The 14,222-nt window shown below is 70.2% G+C and carries 15 protein-coding genes and 1 pseudogene; 10 read left to right on the forward strand and 6 right to left on the reverse strand.

The features are described 5' to 3' along the window. Nucleotides 1–342: 342 nt before the first annotated feature. Together ACWC94_RS37940 and ACWC94_RS37945 are read right to left on the reverse strand one after the other, a co-directional pair. Nucleotides 343–1,734 (reverse strand): amidase, encoded by a 1,392-nt coding sequence (locus ACWC94_RS37940; protein ID WP_450801843.1) that lies wholly within the window; start codon nt 1,732–1,734, stop codon nt 343–345. Further along, complete coding sequence (locus ACWC94_RS37945; protein WP_352358047.1) at nt 1,721–1,930, reverse strand: hypothetical protein; 210 nt, start codon at nt 1,928–1,930, stop codon at nt 1,721–1,723. Before ACWC94_RS37945 ends, ACWC94_RS37940 begins: the two co-directional genes overlap by 14 nt. Nucleotides 1,931–2,063: 133 nt before the next feature. Here ACWC94_RS37945 and ACWC94_RS37950 point away from each other — a divergent pair, with 133 nt between their 5' ends. The 7 genes from ACWC94_RS37950 (at nt 2,064) to ACWC94_RS37980 (ending at nt 8,214) form a co-directional block, all read left to right on the forward strand. Beyond that, complete coding sequence (locus tag ACWC94_RS37950; RefSeq protein ID WP_450801844.1) at nt 2,064–3,329, forward strand: MFS transporter; 1,266 nt, start codon at nt 2,064–2,066, stop codon at nt 3,327–3,329. 24 nt (nt 3,330–3,353) lie between these two features. Further along, a complete protein-coding gene (locus ACWC94_RS37955; protein WP_450801845.1) occupies nt 3,354–4,280 on the forward strand; it encodes an MBL fold metallo-hydrolase in 927 nt (308 codons plus the stop codon). A gap of 157 nt (nt 4,281–4,437) precedes the next feature. Further along, nucleotides 4,438–4,953, forward strand: a complete 516-nt coding sequence (locus ACWC94_RS37960) for a DinB/UmuC family translesion DNA polymerase (protein WP_450801846.1) — start codon at nt 4,438–4,440, stop codon at nt 4,951–4,953. A gap of 133 nt (nt 4,954–5,086) precedes the next feature. After that, complete coding sequence (locus ACWC94_RS37965; protein WP_450801847.1) at nt 5,087–5,242, forward strand: hypothetical protein; 156 nt, start codon at nt 5,087–5,089, stop codon at nt 5,240–5,242. 69 nt (nt 5,243–5,311) lie between these two features. Beyond that, complete coding sequence (locus tag ACWC94_RS37970) at nt 5,312–6,007, forward strand: TetR/AcrR family transcriptional regulator (protein WP_450801848.1); 696 nt, start codon at nt 5,312–5,314, stop codon at nt 6,005–6,007. Nucleotides 6,008–6,250: 243 nt separating this feature from the next. Further along, nucleotides 6,251–7,393 carry an FAD-dependent oxidoreductase gene (locus ACWC94_RS37975; RefSeq protein WP_450801849.1) on the forward strand — a complete coding sequence of 381 codons (1,143 nt, stop codon included), beginning with the start codon at nt 6,251–6,253 and terminating at the stop codon, nt 7,391–7,393. A gap of 62 nt (nt 7,394–7,455) precedes the next feature. Beyond that, nucleotides 7,456–8,214: an alpha/beta fold hydrolase gene (locus ACWC94_RS37980; RefSeq protein WP_450801850.1), complete on the forward strand. Its 759-nt coding sequence runs from the start codon at nt 7,456–7,458 to the stop codon at nt 8,212–8,214. On the opposite strand, the gene ACWC94_RS37985 is transcribed toward ACWC94_RS37980, so the two are convergent. Then, a complete protein-coding gene (locus tag ACWC94_RS37985) occupies nt 8,190–8,531 on the reverse strand; it encodes a hypothetical protein (protein ID WP_450801851.1) in 342 nt (113 codons plus the stop codon). The genes ACWC94_RS37980 and ACWC94_RS37985 overlap by 25 nt on opposite strands. A 420-nt stretch (nt 8,532–8,951) precedes the next feature. Here ACWC94_RS37985 and ACWC94_RS37990 point away from each other — a divergent pair, with 420 nt between their 5' ends. The 3 genes and pseudogenes from ACWC94_RS37990 to ACWC94_RS38000 all read left to right on the forward strand — a co-directional run bounded on the left by ACWC94_RS37990 (nt 8,952) and on the right by ACWC94_RS38000 (nt 12,279). Beyond that, nucleotides 8,952–9,968: a hypothetical protein gene (locus ACWC94_RS37990; RefSeq protein ID WP_450801852.1), complete on the forward strand. Its 1,017-nt coding sequence runs from the start codon at nt 8,952–8,954 to the stop codon at nt 9,966–9,968. Nucleotides 9,969–10,337: 369 nt separating this feature from the next. Continuing rightward, entirely contained in the window at nt 10,338–10,883 is a 546-nt protein-coding gene (locus tag ACWC94_RS37995; RefSeq protein WP_450801853.1) for a hypothetical protein, read from the forward strand. A 163-nt stretch (nt 10,884–11,046) separates the two neighbouring features. Next, a pseudogene (locus ACWC94_RS38000) lies at nt 11,047–12,279 on the forward strand (RNA-guided endonuclease InsQ/TnpB family protein). A 76-nt stretch (nt 12,280–12,355) separates the two neighbouring features. Here the strand turns inward: ACWC94_RS38000 and ACWC94_RS38005 are convergent. The 3 genes from ACWC94_RS38005 to ACWC94_RS38015 form a co-directional block, all read right to left on the reverse strand. After that, nucleotides 12,356–12,565, reverse strand: coding sequence for a hypothetical protein (locus tag ACWC94_RS38005; RefSeq protein ID WP_450801854.1), 210 nt, complete (start codon nt 12,563–12,565; stop codon nt 12,356–12,358). A gap of 315 nt (nt 12,566–12,880) precedes the next feature. After that, nucleotides 12,881–13,327: an AMP-binding protein gene (locus tag ACWC94_RS38010; protein WP_450801855.1), complete on the reverse strand. Its 447-nt coding sequence runs from the start codon at nt 13,325–13,327 to the stop codon at nt 12,881–12,883. Between the two features lie 418 nt (nt 13,328–13,745). After that, a complete protein-coding gene (locus tag ACWC94_RS38015; RefSeq protein WP_450801856.1) occupies nt 13,746–14,027 on the reverse strand; it encodes a hypothetical protein in 282 nt (93 codons plus the stop codon). Nucleotides 14,028–14,222: the final 195 nt, after the last annotated feature.

Raw genomic sequence — 14,222 nt, forward strand, 5'->3', positions numbered from 1 at the left:
CGCTGGGCCACCGTTCGACGGCCTCTCTCGCTGCGAGTCGTGTGGTTCAGCGCCGCCTCGGTGCACGCCCGCAGGGAGGAGACCTTCATGGCGCGGGCGTGATCCGTCCCCTCGTGCTCACAAAAGACGTCGTCCAGGCGCTGGGCTGGTCGTCCTTCCGCGCTGCGGGATGCGCGGTGCGGTCTGTCCGCTCCATCAGCCTCGGCGCCGTCACCGCTCGGGCACTTTCGGGGAACGCCCGCGCGGGCTGTGCCGTCGAGAGCGGGTGAGTGCCCGACGGCTGCGGCACAGCCGTCGGGCACTCACCCTGCCCATGCGATGCTGCCGGGTCCCGTCCTTCGTTCACGCCGCGTGTGCGAGGTGGTGGGCGGGCTGGGTCTGCTCGTAGGCGTGGCCGACCCGTAGGAGCACGCTCTCTTGGAGCGGTCGCCCGAGCAGCTGCATGCCGATCGGCAGCCCCGCCGTGTCGTGGCCGACCGGCATGGACAGGGACGGTACTCCGGTGATGTTGGCGGGGGACGACAGGCGCACGTAGGCGTCGGAGACGCCCTCGACGCTGCCGTCGGCCCAGGTGATCGTCTCCTGGCCGGCCCTGACGGCGGTCGCCGGGACGGTGGGGGCGGCGATCACGTCGACCTCCGTGAGCATGCGGGCCCATTCCTGCCGCATGAGGGTGCGGGAGCGCTGGGCGCGCAGGTAGTCTCCGGCGGGCATCAGTTCGCCGGCCTCGAGGAGGACGCGGACGTCGTCCTGGTAGAGCTCGGGGACCGTGCGCAGGGTCGCCTCGTGGTAGGCGGTGGCCTCGGGCACCATCAGACCCCACTGCGTGGCCTGGATGTAGCGCGTCATGGGGATCTCCACCTCGACGAGGCGTGCGCCGAGCGCCTGAAGCTGGTCGATGGCACGCCGGACGGCGGCTTCGACCTCGGGGGCGACCTGGTCGAAGTAGTAGGTGCGCGGCACGCCGACCCGCAGCCCCGTCAGGTCCGTGCCCGCAACCGGCCGGTAGTCCGTGGCGGGTGTGGTCAGGGAGGCGGGGTCGCGGGGGTCGTGCCCGGCCAGGGCGGCCAGGACCAGGGCCGCGTCCTCGACCGTGCGGGCGATCGGGCCGACGTGGTCCAGTGACCAGGACAGGGACGTGACACCGTGCCGGGGGACGAGCCCGTAGGTCGGCTTGAGGCCGACGACCCCGTTGAGCGCGGCGGGCACCCTGATGGATCCGCCGGTGTCGGTGCCCAGGGCGAAGGTGGCCATGCCCGCGGCGACGGCAACGGCGGACCCGCCGCTGGATCCGCCGGCAACCCGGCCTGTGTCCCAGGCGTTGTGGGTCTGTGGGGTGGTCAGGCCATAGGCGAACTCGTGCGTGTGCGTCTTGCCCAGCAGGACCGCACCGGCCTCCGCCAGGCGCGCGGCGACCGTGCTGTCGGTCTGCGCACTGTGGTCGTCGCGGACCCGGGAGCTGGCCGTTGTCGCCGCGCCCGCGACGTCGATCAGATCCTTGACGCCCATGGGGATGCCGTGCAGCGGACCGAGGTAGCGGCCGGCCGCGATGTCGTGTTCGGCTGCACGCGCGGCAGTGCGGGCGCGCTCGGCGGTGACGGTGACGTAGGCCCGAAGGCGCGGCTCCGCCTGTGCGATGCGCTCAAGGACCGAGTCCGCCAGCTCGACGGGGGACAGCTGCCGTGCCCGGATCGCGTCGGCGGCTGCGGTCAGGGACAGCTCATGCGGCTGCATCGGGCTTCTCCTGTTCCGCGCGGTAGGCGGGGGCGGGCGGGGTGTCCCCGAAGTCCAGCTCCCGCAGGACCGCGACGACGGAGTGGATGTGGTGGGCGGTGGCCGCGACTGCGGCGTGGCGGTCGGCAGGCAGCGGGAGCCCGGCGCGGGCGGCCCAGCGGGCCGCTTCCGGCGGGGTGAGCTCTACGGCGGACATGGATCTCTCTCTTCTCGGGCCGAAGCGGTGAAGCGCCCACTTCAGCTACAAAAGCTAAGTATTTGCGTTAGTCCACTGTAGGGTCTACGGTTCCTTAAAGCAAACAAATTGCTTTTAGCGCATGAGGAGTCCCATGCCCACCGTCACACCCCGAGCACCCGCGCCACGCCGTCCCTGCCGAGCCGCCCGCCCCCGCACGGCCAACCGCGCGGCGCCCTTCGTACTGAACGCCTCGGTCCTGGCCGCACTCCTCGCGGCATCCAGTGCACCCACCCCGCTCTACCCCCATTACCAGGACGCCTGGCACCTGTCCGCGCTCGCCATCACCGTGGTGTTCAGCGCCTACGCGCTGGCCCTGCTGCTGGCCCTGCTCACCACCGGAGCACTCTCCGACCACCTGGGACGACGCCCCGTCCTGGTGGGCGCCCTGGCGGTGGAGGCCGCCTCCATGGTGCTGCTGGCCTCGGCGGACGGCGCCGGTGCACTGACCGCCGCCCGCGTCCTGCAGGGGGCGGCCACCGGCGCGGCCGCCAGCGCCGCAGGCGCGGCCCTCCTCGACCTGGAAAACCCCTGGTGTCCGGGCCGGTCCGCCCTGACCAACAGCATCGCGCCGGTGGCGGGCATGGCCGCCGGCGTCCTGGCCTCCACCCTTTTCATCCGTTTCGTGCCCGCCCCCACGGTCACCGTGTACGTCGTGCTCGCGGTCCTCTTCGCCGCCCAGGCGGTCGCGGTCATGTTCACGATGGAGACGGCCCGCCCGCACCCCGGCGCCCTGAGTTCGCTGCGCCCTGAGCTCGCCGTGCCCCCGTCGGCGCGTCGCGCTCTGCTGGCGGCCGGTACCGGTGTCGTCGCCGTCTGGGCCCTGGGCGGCTTCTACTCCTCCCTCGGGCCGGCGCTCGTGCGCCTGGTGGCCCCCGGTGCACCGCAGGCGGCCGGCGGCATGGTCTTCTTCACGCTGACCGCCGCGGCCACGCTCACCGTGTGGATTCTGCGGCGCACGGCGCCGTACGCCGCCGCCACCGGCGGGAGCCTGGCCGTCGTACCCGCCGCGGCCCTGACGCTGAGCGGTCTGCACGGCGCCGGCCTGTCCGCCGTCTACGGCGGCGCGGCTCTGGCCGGGATCGCCTTCGGCGCCGTCTCCCAAGGGGCGCTGCGCATGACACTCGCCTCCCTCGACGCGCAGGACCGTGCCGCGACCCTGGCCGCCTACTACGTCCTTAGCTACCTCTCCATGAGCCTGCCCGCCATCACCGCGGGTGCCGCCACCCAGCACTACGGGCTGCGCACCGCCGCCCATGCCTATGCCATCGCCGCCGCCCTGCTCGCCGTCGCGGCCCTGGCCGCACTCACCGTGTCAAGGGGCAGGACAGTCCACCACGCGCACAACGACCTTCCGTAACGAGACCCAGAGGACAGAACGATCATGAGCACTGCCCACCACAACCACCCGGCCACCGACCTGACCGCCGCCCCCTCCTGGACCGTGGGCGACGTCACCGTCCACCGCATCGACGAGGTTCTCCTGCCGCCCGCCACCGGACCGTGGTTGCTGCCCGACGCCACCCCGGACCTCGTCGCCGCGCAGGACTGGCTGCGTCCCCACTTCGCCGACGACGAGGGCACCCTCCGCATCGACAGCCACAGCTTCGCGTTCACCCTCGGCGGCCTGCGCATCCTGGTCGACACCGGTATCGGCAACGGCAAGGAGCGGGCCAATCCCGCCTGGCATGGCCTGGATACCGACTACCTGCAGCGCCTGGCCGTCGCCGGATTCCCCCCGGACTCGGTCGACCTGGTGATCCTCACCCACCTGCACGCCGACCACGTCGGCTGGAACACACGGGAGGTCGACGGTGATTGGGTGCCCACCTTCCCCCATGCCCGTTACCTGACCTCCCGCACCGAGCGGGAGTTCTGGGCCGGGTACGACATGGACGAGGCACGCGAGCAGATGTTCCGCGACTCCGTGATCCCGGTCGAGGAGGCGGGACTGCTCGACCTCGTCGACGTCCCCGCCGAGGGCCTCGACGTAGCCCCCGGCCTGCGCCTGCTCCCCACCTCCGGCCACACCCCCGGCCACGTCGCCGTCGAGCTGACCAGCCACGGCCGGACGGCTCTGATCACCGGCGACTGCATCCACCACCCCGTCCAGCTCGCCCACCCGGCCATCGGCGCCTGCGTCGACATCGACCCAGAGCAGTCCGAGACCTCGCGCCTACAGCTGATCGCCTCACTCGCCGACACGGACACCCTCGTCCTGGGCACCCACTTCGCACCGCCCACCGCCGGCCGCGTCGTTTCCCATGAGGGCGGCTACCGACTCTCGCCCGTCCCCGCCAGCTCGCACTGACCCGGCGACGGTCCGGGCGGTGTCCATCAGGGGAGCGTTATCCGCTTGTCGAGTGGCGCGTCTTCGCGGTGCCTCGGCTCGGCCGGGCAGGCGTCGAGCAGGTCGCCGGTGGCTCGACCGTCGCCCGCGCGCATCACCACGCGGTAGGCCATGCCGAATGTCAATACAACAGCCACCAACGAGTGACAGAACCCGCGGCCACGACCCCCGACCCGTCACCCCAGGCACCGCCCCCGCCTCCCGCACCGCCCGCCACGACTTCACCCACGACGAACTCGACCCCGGCCACCACCGCCGCGCCATCCTCGCCCTGGCCGAACAACTCGGCGCCGACCTCCGCCACACCCACGACGCCGCCGACACCCTCACCCTCGACGTCCGCTACGCCGACCGCTCCCACACCACCCGCACCCGCACCCTGCCCGAAGCCACCAACCACTCCGCCGCCCTGACCCACGCCGCCCACCGCATCTACGACCACCTCGGCCTCCAGCGCGCCCGCGTCCGCACCATCACCCTGCGCGCCTCCGCCCTGCGCCCCGCAACCGCCGCCCACCACCAGCTCCTCCTCGACGCGAGCGACGACAAAGTGCGGGAATTCGAGGACAGCGGGAACGGCGAAGAGGTCGTGCAAGCACCCCTGCGCCCCAGGGCAAGCCCGAGCTGGCCCTAATCCTGGCGGGCGTGCCGGACGCCCTGGCCCAAACCGGCGGAGACCTGCACGCCGTCATCATCAACGTCGCCGTCAATGCGTGGATGGCCGGCCACATCCGCGCCGCGCGAGCCGCTGACCAGCTGAGATCCAGGTGTGCCGCGCCGGCAAGAGCAACGCCGATGGCGTCCTCGTCCTGGACGACTCCCGCACCCCGCAGCGCATCCACCAGGCCGGCCCCTGGCGCCTGTCCGACGAACTGCGCGCCGTCGGCACCGTCCCGATGCTCGCCTCCGCGGGCAAGCCATAACCAGCATCCGTGAAGCCGAGGGCGAACCGGGCAACCCCGCACTTCGAACATGTTCGTTACGATCGCGTTATGAGTGCGAGAAGAGAGCCGATCAGTCGCCGGGAGCGTCCGGCGAAGCCCGCCCTGTCCCGGCGCTGGATTGTGGACACCGCCGTGCGGATCATGCGGGCGGAGGGGCTGGGGAAGGTCACGATGCGCCGCCTGGCGCAGGAGCTGGACACCGGCCCGGCGTCGCTGTACGTCTACGTCGCCAACACCGCGGAACTGCATGCGGCCGTCCTGGATTCCCTGCTCGGCGAGGTCGACCTGACCGGGCGGGACGGCGGTGGGGACTGGCGCGAGCAGCTCCGCGCCGTCATGACGTCGTACACCCACGTGCTGTTCGAGCACCCGCAGCTGGCGCGGGCCGCGCTCGTCGCCCGCCCGAGCGGGGAGAACTACCTGCGCCTGGTGGAGCGCATCCTCGACCTCCTTGCGCAGAGCGGCGCCGGCCGCGAGCAGGTCGCCTGGGGGGTGGACAAACTGCTCCAGGACGCGACAGCCACCGCGGCCGAGCACTCGACGCGGGAGCGCGACCCCGCCTCCGAGGACGACTGGGACGCCACCGTGCGTGCCCTGCACGCCGTGGACCCCGCCACGTACCCGGCGATCACCGCGCACATGCCCGCCCTGATCGGTGGCTCAGTGCCGGACAGGATCCGCTGGAGCTTCGACGTCCTCGTCAACGGCATCACCCACACACCCGTCCCGGGCGCAGTGGACTGAGCCCGGGACGGGATGCCCGTCCCGGCGGCGGACGCCGCCCGGGAGAACGGAAGGTTCTCCGCGGTGCCTGCCGCTCCTCGGGACGAACTTGTTCGTAACGAACATGTTCGCTACGGTGAGGGAAGTAGCCGAGGCATCCCTTGCCGCCCAGCCGTGCACGCCGCCCCTGCAAGGAGCCTTGCGGCGTCGGCGGCGATGACTCGGCGCACCGAGGCGTTTCCCCTACTGCTTTCGGAGGCCCCCATGAGCACCAGCCATTTCCCGATCGCGATCATCGGCGCAGGCCTCGGCGGTCTGACCGCCGCCCGTGTCCTGCACGTCAACGGCGTCGAGTCGGCGATCTTCGAGCTCGAGGCGGCGGCGGCCGCCCGCACCCAGGGCGGGATGCTCGACATCCACGAGAACAACGGACAGAAGGCCCTGCGCGCCGCCGGCCTCCACGACGACTTCCTCAAGATCGTCCACGAGGGCGGTCAGGCCATGCGCCTGCTCGGCCCCGACGGCACGGTGCACGTGGCCGAGGAGGACGACGGCACCGGCGGCCGGCCGGAGGTGGACCGCGGCGACCTGCGTCACCTGCTGCTGGGCTCTCTGCCCGACGGCACGATCCACTGGGGCCGGAAAGTCACCGGGGCTCGGCGGCTGGGCGACGGGCGTCACGAGGTGACGTTCGCCGACGGCTCGGCCATCACCACCGATCTCCTGATCGGCGCGGACGGCGCCTGGTCCCGGATCCGGCCGCTGGTCTCCAACGCCTGGCCCGCCTACACCGGCATCTCCTTCGTCGAGACCGACCTGTTCGACGCCGACACCCGCCACCCGCGCAGCGCCGGGGTCATCGGCGGCGGGTTCTTCATCGCCCTGGGGCACGAACGCGGTGTCCTCGCGCACCGGGAGAGCGACGGCAGTCTCCACGTCTATACCGCGCTCAAGGTCGACGAGGGCTGGCTGGACACGGTCGACTTCACCGACCAGACCGCCGCCAAGGCCGCGGTCCTCGCCCACTTCGAGGACTGGGACGAGGGCCTGCGCGCCCTGGTCGCCGACGCGGACACGATCACCCCGCGCCGTATCCACGCCCTGCCCGTCGGCCACCGCTGGGACCGCGCCCAGGGCGTGACGCTGCTCGGTGACGCCGCCCACGTGATGTCCCCCTTCGCCGGGGAGGGCGCCAACCTGGCCATGCTCGACGGCGCCGAACTCGCCCTGGCCATCGCGGCTCACCCCGGCGACAGCGAGGCCGCTTTGGCCGCGTACGAGGAGGTCCTCTTCCCGCGGAGCGAGGCGTCCGCCGCCGAGTCCGCCGCCAACCTGGACACGATGTTCGGCGAGCGCGGCCTGGAGCAGATGGTCGCCTTCTTCACCTCCGGCCCGGCAGCCCAGTGAGCTGTCCCGATGGCCACCGCTCCCTCAGCCACCGAACCCGCCACATCCAGGAGGAGGAACTCATGACCGCATCCCTGCAGCGCGCCATTCCGGTACGGCCCGGCCTCGACCTCGAAGTGCGCGAGGCCGGCACCAGCGGCAGCCCGGTCCTCGTCCTGCACGGCGGCCCCGGCCCCTCCAGCATCACGCCCCTGATCGACCACCTCGCACCGGATCACAGGGTGGTCACGCCCACCCATCCGGGCTGGGAGGGCACCGTACGGCCCGACGACCTGGACTGCGTGCCCGCACTCGCCACTGCCTACCTGGACCTGCTCGGCCACCTCTCACTGAACGACGTGACGGTGATCGGCACGTCCTTCGGCGGCTGGGTCGCCACCCAGACCGTCCTGGACGACCGCGAGGGCCGGATCTCCCCACTCGTCCTCATGGACGCCATCGGCCCCGTCATACCCGGCCAGCAGATCACCGTGCCCGCCGGGCCACCGGCTCCGGCGGCCGCAGGACCGGCGCCGCAGGGCGCACCGTCCGCGCAGTCGATGGCCGCCATGCGCACCTACGCAGGCCCGGCCATGGCCGACGCCGACATGCTGCCCCGCCTTTCCACCGTCACCTGCCCGGTCCTGGTGATCTGGGGCGCCGACGACCCAGTCGTCACCCCGGACTTCGGCCGCGCCTACGCCGCGGCGTTCCCCCATGCGCGGTTCGAACTCATTCCCGGCGCAGGACACCTGCCCATCCGCGAGGAGCCCGAGACTGTCTTCGCCCATCTCGACCCCTTCCTCACCCCCGAGCTTCAGTCGCCCGCGAACCACAAGTAACTTCCTGGGGTGGCCGCGCACTCTTCCAGCATCGTTGCAAGGTCGTCCAGTGCGGCGAGCTGACGTTCGTCGCCGCATCTCTGCCTTAGGCCGTGGATTTCCTGGAGAGCGGCTGCGGCCTCTTGCTCGTTCATCAACGTGTCCCCGTACGGATCGACGGCAGTGAGCCTCCCCGGTACTCCAAGGAGCTGGAGAGAGCCGAGCGCATCGGCCAGCGCGGCGCCGTGCCCGTAGGAACTCCGCAGGAGCGTCACGCGGGACTTGGGCCAGTTGTTGTGAGCCGGCCGTGATGAGTGCAGCTCCAGATCGATCCCCATGCCTCATGATGCACACGCTGTGCCGCTGGACAGCCACCCATGAGCTGCGGTCACACGTGGTCAAGGTTCCCCGTACGCCGGTGTCTACTTGCCCTGGGTCTTGTCGGGGATCTTGGTGAGCTGGGATTTCCGGCTCAGGAGGGGTGGGCTCGTGCGCCTGGTGGTCGCCGTTGGTTGTCCTTGGCCCCTATTGAGTGGTGTCGGACGGCCCAGAGACGGCCCAGCCATGGGTCACATGAGCGGTGTCAGCCCGCCGAGGCGGCCCGGCATTGCGCATCGCCATCGCCGCCTTGACGAACCACTGGCCGCCCAAACGGAACGACGTTGAAGTGCGCCCTACTATGTGCAGGTCACAGGAGGGGGAGCATGGTTGAAGTGAGGCACACGTGCCCGCATTGTGGACACGGCATAGGTCGGCTGATGCGCGTCAACGGCGAAGGTGTTTCCAACTGCTCGCGTTGCCACAAGAGTGACTGGTCCCGCCGGTTCGATCTCCAGCAGGCGCAGCAGGAGGCTCGGGAAACACGCCGCGCAGAGACGAATGCGCGTCTCTCCGACTGGTTTTCACGCACCAAGCAGTCCGCCCAGGACGAGATCCCCGAACGCAACGCACAATCCATCCAGGTCAAGATCCCCGAACGCATCACGCCGCCCCCGGCGCGTCGCCCGAAGGTGGAACGGGAGCGGCCTGTCGGGCACGTCCGTCACGGGAAGCTCCGCGAATCCAGCACCGCCCAGAGCGCGAACAACAGGGTGAAGAAGCGCCTCTTGGCCTATGGAGCCTTGGCGGTAGGGGCTGTGGCTTGCTTCGCCATCGGCGCGGGGGGCGCTGACGGTGACCAGGTCCAGGCCACATCCGCCAAGCCCACAGCGTCGCCTAGCGCGACCGCATCTCCCTCGGTCGAATCCTCCGTGTCTCCGTCGCCTTCACAGAATCCGGCTCCTACGAAGCCGGTGAGCGACTACCAGCGCTGGAACCTCGCACAGGCTGTGGCGGACGCCCGCAAGCACCACGTCAGGCCGGTGACTTACACAGACCTGAGCGACCTGAACCGTAGTCCGTCTCACCTCGGCAACTGGAAGGTGTGCTCGCAATGGCCTGATGCTGGTGCCGAGAGCACCGGGACTGTCACGTTCTCGGTTCTGAGAACGAACGAGGCGTGCGCTTCGCCGCCACGCCCCCACTCTCATCACGACACGTCCTCGAAGGGCAGTACGGACCCCAGCTCGGGCGGAAGTACATCGACGGCTGACAGCTCGCCCGCATCGGGCAGCTCCACCACGACGCAGTTGTGCGACATCCGATCCAACGCCGGTAACTGCTACCACGCCGGCGAGTTCTGCCGGAGCATCGACGTGGGGGAGACGACCACGGACGCGGCAGGGCGTGAGATCACCTGCGACTATGAGGCTGGCGCTCATCGGTGGCACTACTGACAACCCGATGACCGGTCACGGCTTGGTGCCTGCCAGGTCCGGTCTCGGGGGTTGGCCTTTCCTGTCTTGAAAACCGTCGTGGCGCGAGTCACCGTGGGTTCAAATCCCACACCCACCGCGCATGTGAACGGCCCCTGACCAGCTGAATCGGTCAGGGGCCGTTGCGTCGTGCGACGCCCGCTCGGCGCCGTGGTTCCCCGTGGCATCCCGCACGATCGGGCACGGGTCGGGCACGGGCACCTTCTGATCCGTAGATGTCGCAGCGCCTGCAGGTTCAGTCACAGCCACCCTGCTGCCCCTGGCACTCTTACGCCTCAGAGGCTCCGGCCGTAGGCTCCTGCCTGGCGGACACATGATCGGCGGGGGGCCATGTCGGGGCAGCTGTTCACCTTGATTGGTGTGCTCGTCGGCGCCGTTGCGTCCTACGTTGGCGGGGCCTTGATGGAGAGATCTCGGTGGCGGCGCCAACTTTCCACACGATGGGACGAACGCCGCCTGGAGTGCTATCTCCGATATGCCGATGCGGTCAAGAGGTTCACTTCACTAGCGGGTCGTTTGGCGGCAGGTATGGGCCTCTTCGACCTGCCTCAACCACTCGCCAGGGAGGCCGGCCTTGAGCTGCTGGCCGAAGCCGAGCTTGAGCGGGGGTACGCGTTCGAGGCCGTCCTCCTCATGGGAGATGCGGAAACCATCTCGGCGGCCAGAGCGTTGCAGCGACACGCCTGGGTGCTGGAACAGTTCGTTCGTGACATGCGCCCAGGTACGCCAGACGACTGGATGAGCGCGTTCCGAGGGTTCCAAGGGAAGCGTGACGAGTTCTACGTCGCTGCACGCAACAGTCTCGGAGTGCATGCAGAGTTCCGGCTGCGATCGGACGATCCGGCCATCCTCAGCCCGGATCCCCGCTACCGGTGACTTGGCCAGTGCGCCGGGCTTCAGCCCGGTGGTGAAGGCCATCCTTGGCCCGGAGGCGCGCAGCGCCGGAGTTCGCTCCGCCTCCGGGACCTCAGCTCACGCCGGGCGGTTCTGCTGCTCGATGTACTGACGTATCTGTCCGTACTCAGCCACAAACCATATGATGATCGCCAAGCAGTTGAGGTACAGCTTCCGCCTGTACCCGAACGGGCCTCAGCGAGCCGCGCTGGCCAGGGCGTTCGGGTGCGCTCGCGTCGTGTTCAACGATGCGTTGCGCATCCGCAAGGACGCCTACGAGAACGGCAAGCCGTATCCGAAGATCGGGGACCTGTCCAAGCAGGTCATCACCGGGGCCAAGAAGACCCCCGAGCGGGCATGACTCGGGGAAGTGTCCGCCGTCGTTCTGCAACAGTCCTTGCGGGACCTGGACACCGCGTACTCCAACTTCTTCGCCTCCCTCAAGGGCACCCGCAAGGGCCCGAAGATCGCGGATCCCCGGTTCAAGTCGCGCAAGGACAACCGGCAGTCGGTCAGGTTCACGGCGAACGCCCGCTGGTCGATCACGACCGGTGGTGACCTGCGCCTGCCGAAGATCGGGGACGTACGGGTGAAGTGGTCCCGCGCACTGCCGTCCACCCCGTCCACGGTGACAGTCATCAAGGCTGCGGCTGCCCGGTTCTTCTGCTCGTTCGTCGTGGACACCGACCCCGAGTACCTGCCCGAGACGGACTCCTTGGTCGGCGTCGACCTGGGCTTGGGGCACTTCGCGGTCCTCTCGAACGGCACGAAGATCGACAGTCCGCGCTTCCTGCGCCGAGCCGAGAAGCGCCTCAAGCGCACCCAGCGGGCGCTTTCCCGCAAGGAGAAGGGCAGCGGGAACAGAGAGAAGGCCCGGCTTCGCGTCGCCCGTGCTCACGCACGGGTGGCCGATGCGCGCCGCGAGTTCCATCACCAGCTTTCAACCAAGCTGATCAGCGATAACCAAGCGGTCGCGGTTGAAGACCTGGCGGTCAAGGGGCTTGCCCGCACACGCCTGGCCAAATCCGTACACGACGCTGGATGGTCCGTGTTCGTCGCGATGCTGGAATACAAGGCCGCCAAGAACGGACGTGCCTTCCACCGCATCGGACGCTTCGAGCCCACCTCTCAGGTCTGCTCGGCCTGCGGCGTCAAGGACGGCCCCAAGCCCCTCCACGTCCGCGTCCGGACGTGTGGGGGCTGCGGGACTGTCCTGGACCGAGACATCAACGCGGCGGTCAACGTCGCGAAGGCGGCCGGACTGGCCGTGTCAGCCCGTGGAGCGCAGGTAAGACGGGGACTCGTCCCCGCGCAGCGCGTTGAAGCAGGAACCCACCGAGACGGTCACCCGACCGTGGTAGGAATCCCCGGCCTTTAGCTTTAGGCCGGGGAGCGGAAGTCAAGCCCGTGCGGGAGCGCCCCGCGGCGCGTGGCTGCGGGGCGCCTCGTGGGGTTTAGTCGATCTTCTGCCCGTCGTACATACCGCCCTTGCAGGTGTTGTCCGTCAGATCGGCCGTTCCGCCGCCCTGCTTGCACTGAGAAGGGGTGACGTAGGATGAGGCACCCTGTGTGGTGGCGGCGGTGGCGGTGGCCGCGCCTGTGAGGCCCAGTCCAGCGACGGCTGCCGTGGCGATGGCGGCGGCGAGGATTCGTCGAATGCGCATTCGATTCCCCTTTCACGGATTGCCTCGGTTGGGGCACTAGTTAGTTTGATCTTCACCCATGTGGGTGGCACGTCATGTTGGTCCATTCGGGTGACAGTGCTGTCGGCCGCGGGGTCGGTGACGCGACCCGTCGGGCAGGCCCTAGGTCGGCGGATCTCGCCCTCCTCCGACTCCCCGCCGGCCGCCGGCGCCCCGGATCCGGGCGGCGCGAGCAGCACTCCGGAGCCGGGCAGCGCAGATCCCAGGGGGATCGTGGGGCGACTCGATCCGGGCCGCCGTCACCCAGATGATGGCCTCCGTGGGGCCGTGGAGGTATCACAACTTCCGCAGCGGCCGAGCAGTCGGGCCGCCAGGCCGGGGGTGAGGGCCTCGCCGCCGCACCAGATTCGGCTGCCCGGGGCGCCGGGCCAGCCGCCGGCCGTGGCCAGGTGCCAGATTCTCGGGGTGGCCTGGATCACATCGGGAGCGTGCTCGGCCACCAGCTCGCTGAAGGTCCGGGTTCGCCCGGGTCCCGGCCGGGGCGGCGACGAAGCTGCCGCCCACCGTCAGCGGCAGCAGCAGCTCGGCCAAGGAGATGTCGAAGGGCAGCGCCGTCATGGCGAGGACCTCCAGACCGGGCACCTGGGCCAGCCGGGCGAGCAGCGCCTCGTGCGACACCATCACACCCTTCGGGCGCCCGGTGGAGCCCGAGGTGTACATCGCGTAAGCGATCCCGTCGAGGCCGTCCGCAGGCGACGCCCCTCCCCGTCCTGGTCCGGCCACGGGGCGAGACCGGTGCGGGTGACGGACAGGGCGCCGCCAGTGCCGTCGCCGAGCAGCACCGAGGGCAGCGAGTCGGCGAGCATCCGGTCACGGTGAGCGGGCGGGCTGTGTTGGTTGAGGGGCAGTACGGCGCATCCCGACCGGCTGGCGGCCACGAACGCGAGGGCGGCGCTCAACGGGTCGTCCGAGTCGACGGCGACCAGGGAACTCGCTGATGCGTGCCCGCTGATCGACTCCGACCATACGGGGGCCCGCTCGGCGAACTCCTGGTAGGAGCGAACGCGTTCACCGATGGCGGCAGCAGCCCGCGAAGTCCGGCCCGTGCTTCCCCCTGCTCAGCGGACCGGTGCCGCGGCGGTGCTAGGAACAGGAACCACGATGGTCAGCAACTCCGCGCGCTGCGGGGCGAGGTGACACTTCACAGGTCGGTGCGCTGGACGGCGACCACCGCGCTCAGGTCGGCCGCCAGCGGCAGGTCCACGGTGCGCAGGGCCGGATGCTCCAGCCAGTGCAACCGGGCGGTGTCGGTGCGCCCGGCGTACGAGGGCGGCCACGTCCGAGAGGGCGTGAAGTCGTCGACGACGAGCACGCCGCTGCACAGCTCATCCGGCTCGGCGCGCCCGTGCCGCGGGCTGGCATCGACCCGGTGCTCTGGCTGCGGGACGCCTTGCTCGCGGTCGGCGCGCGGAACGTGAGGCACGCCGGTCCGCACAGATATGTCTTCCGGCTCGGCAGGAAGCGACGCGAGCGTGAGGGCATCCGGCTCGGCATCGACCGTCGCCCATGCCCGAAGCGCCCGCCCCCGGCCCCGCCGGGGTCCTGAGCCCGCGGGTCGGCCGTCGGATCTCAAGGCAGTCGGGTCGGTTGCAGGCTGCCTGTCGATCGGTCCGGGCGG

It is taken from the genome of Streptomyces sp. NPDC001135, from assembly GCF_053598395.1.

Coding starts and splice junctions, on each gene's coding strand:
- ACWC94_RS37995 (WP_450801853.1), top strand. CDS start 10,338: ATGTCGGGGCAGCTGTTCACCTTGATTGGTGTGCTCGTCGGCGCCGTT.
- ACWC94_RS37985 (WP_450801851.1), bottom strand. CDS start 8,531: ATGGGGATCGATCTGGAGCTGCACTCATCACGGCCGGCTCACAACAAC.
- ACWC94_RS37975 (WP_450801849.1), top strand. CDS start 6,251: ATGAGCACCAGCCATTTCCCGATCGCGATCATCGGCGCAGGCCTCGGC.
- ACWC94_RS37980 (WP_450801850.1), top strand. CDS start 7,456: ATGACCGCATCCCTGCAGCGCGCCATTCCGGTACGGCCCGGCCTCGAC.
- ACWC94_RS37955 (WP_450801845.1), top strand. CDS start 3,354: ATGAGCACTGCCCACCACAACCACCCGGCCACCGACCTGACCGCCGCC.
- ACWC94_RS37945 (WP_352358047.1), bottom strand. CDS start 1,930: ATGTCCGCCGTAGAGCTCACCCCGCCGGAAGCGGCCCGCTGGGCCGCC.
- ACWC94_RS37950 (WP_450801844.1), top strand. CDS start 2,064: ATGCCCACCGTCACACCCCGAGCACCCGCGCCACGCCGTCCCTGCCGA.
- ACWC94_RS37970 (WP_450801848.1), top strand. CDS start 5,312: ATGAGTGCGAGAAGAGAGCCGATCAGTCGCCGGGAGCGTCCGGCGAAG.
- ACWC94_RS37960 (WP_450801846.1), top strand. CDS start 4,438: ATGTCAATACAACAGCCACCAACGAGTGACAGAACCCGCGGCCACGAC.
- ACWC94_RS38005 (WP_450801854.1), bottom strand. CDS start 12,565: ATGCGCATTCGACGAATCCTCGCCGCCGCCATCGCCACGGCAGCCGTC.
- ACWC94_RS37940 (WP_450801843.1), bottom strand. CDS start 1,734: ATGCAGCCGCATGAGCTGTCCCTGACCGCAGCCGCCGACGCGATCCGG.
- ACWC94_RS37990 (WP_450801852.1), top strand. CDS start 8,952: ATGCGCGTCAACGGCGAAGGTGTTTCCAACTGCTCGCGTTGCCACAAG.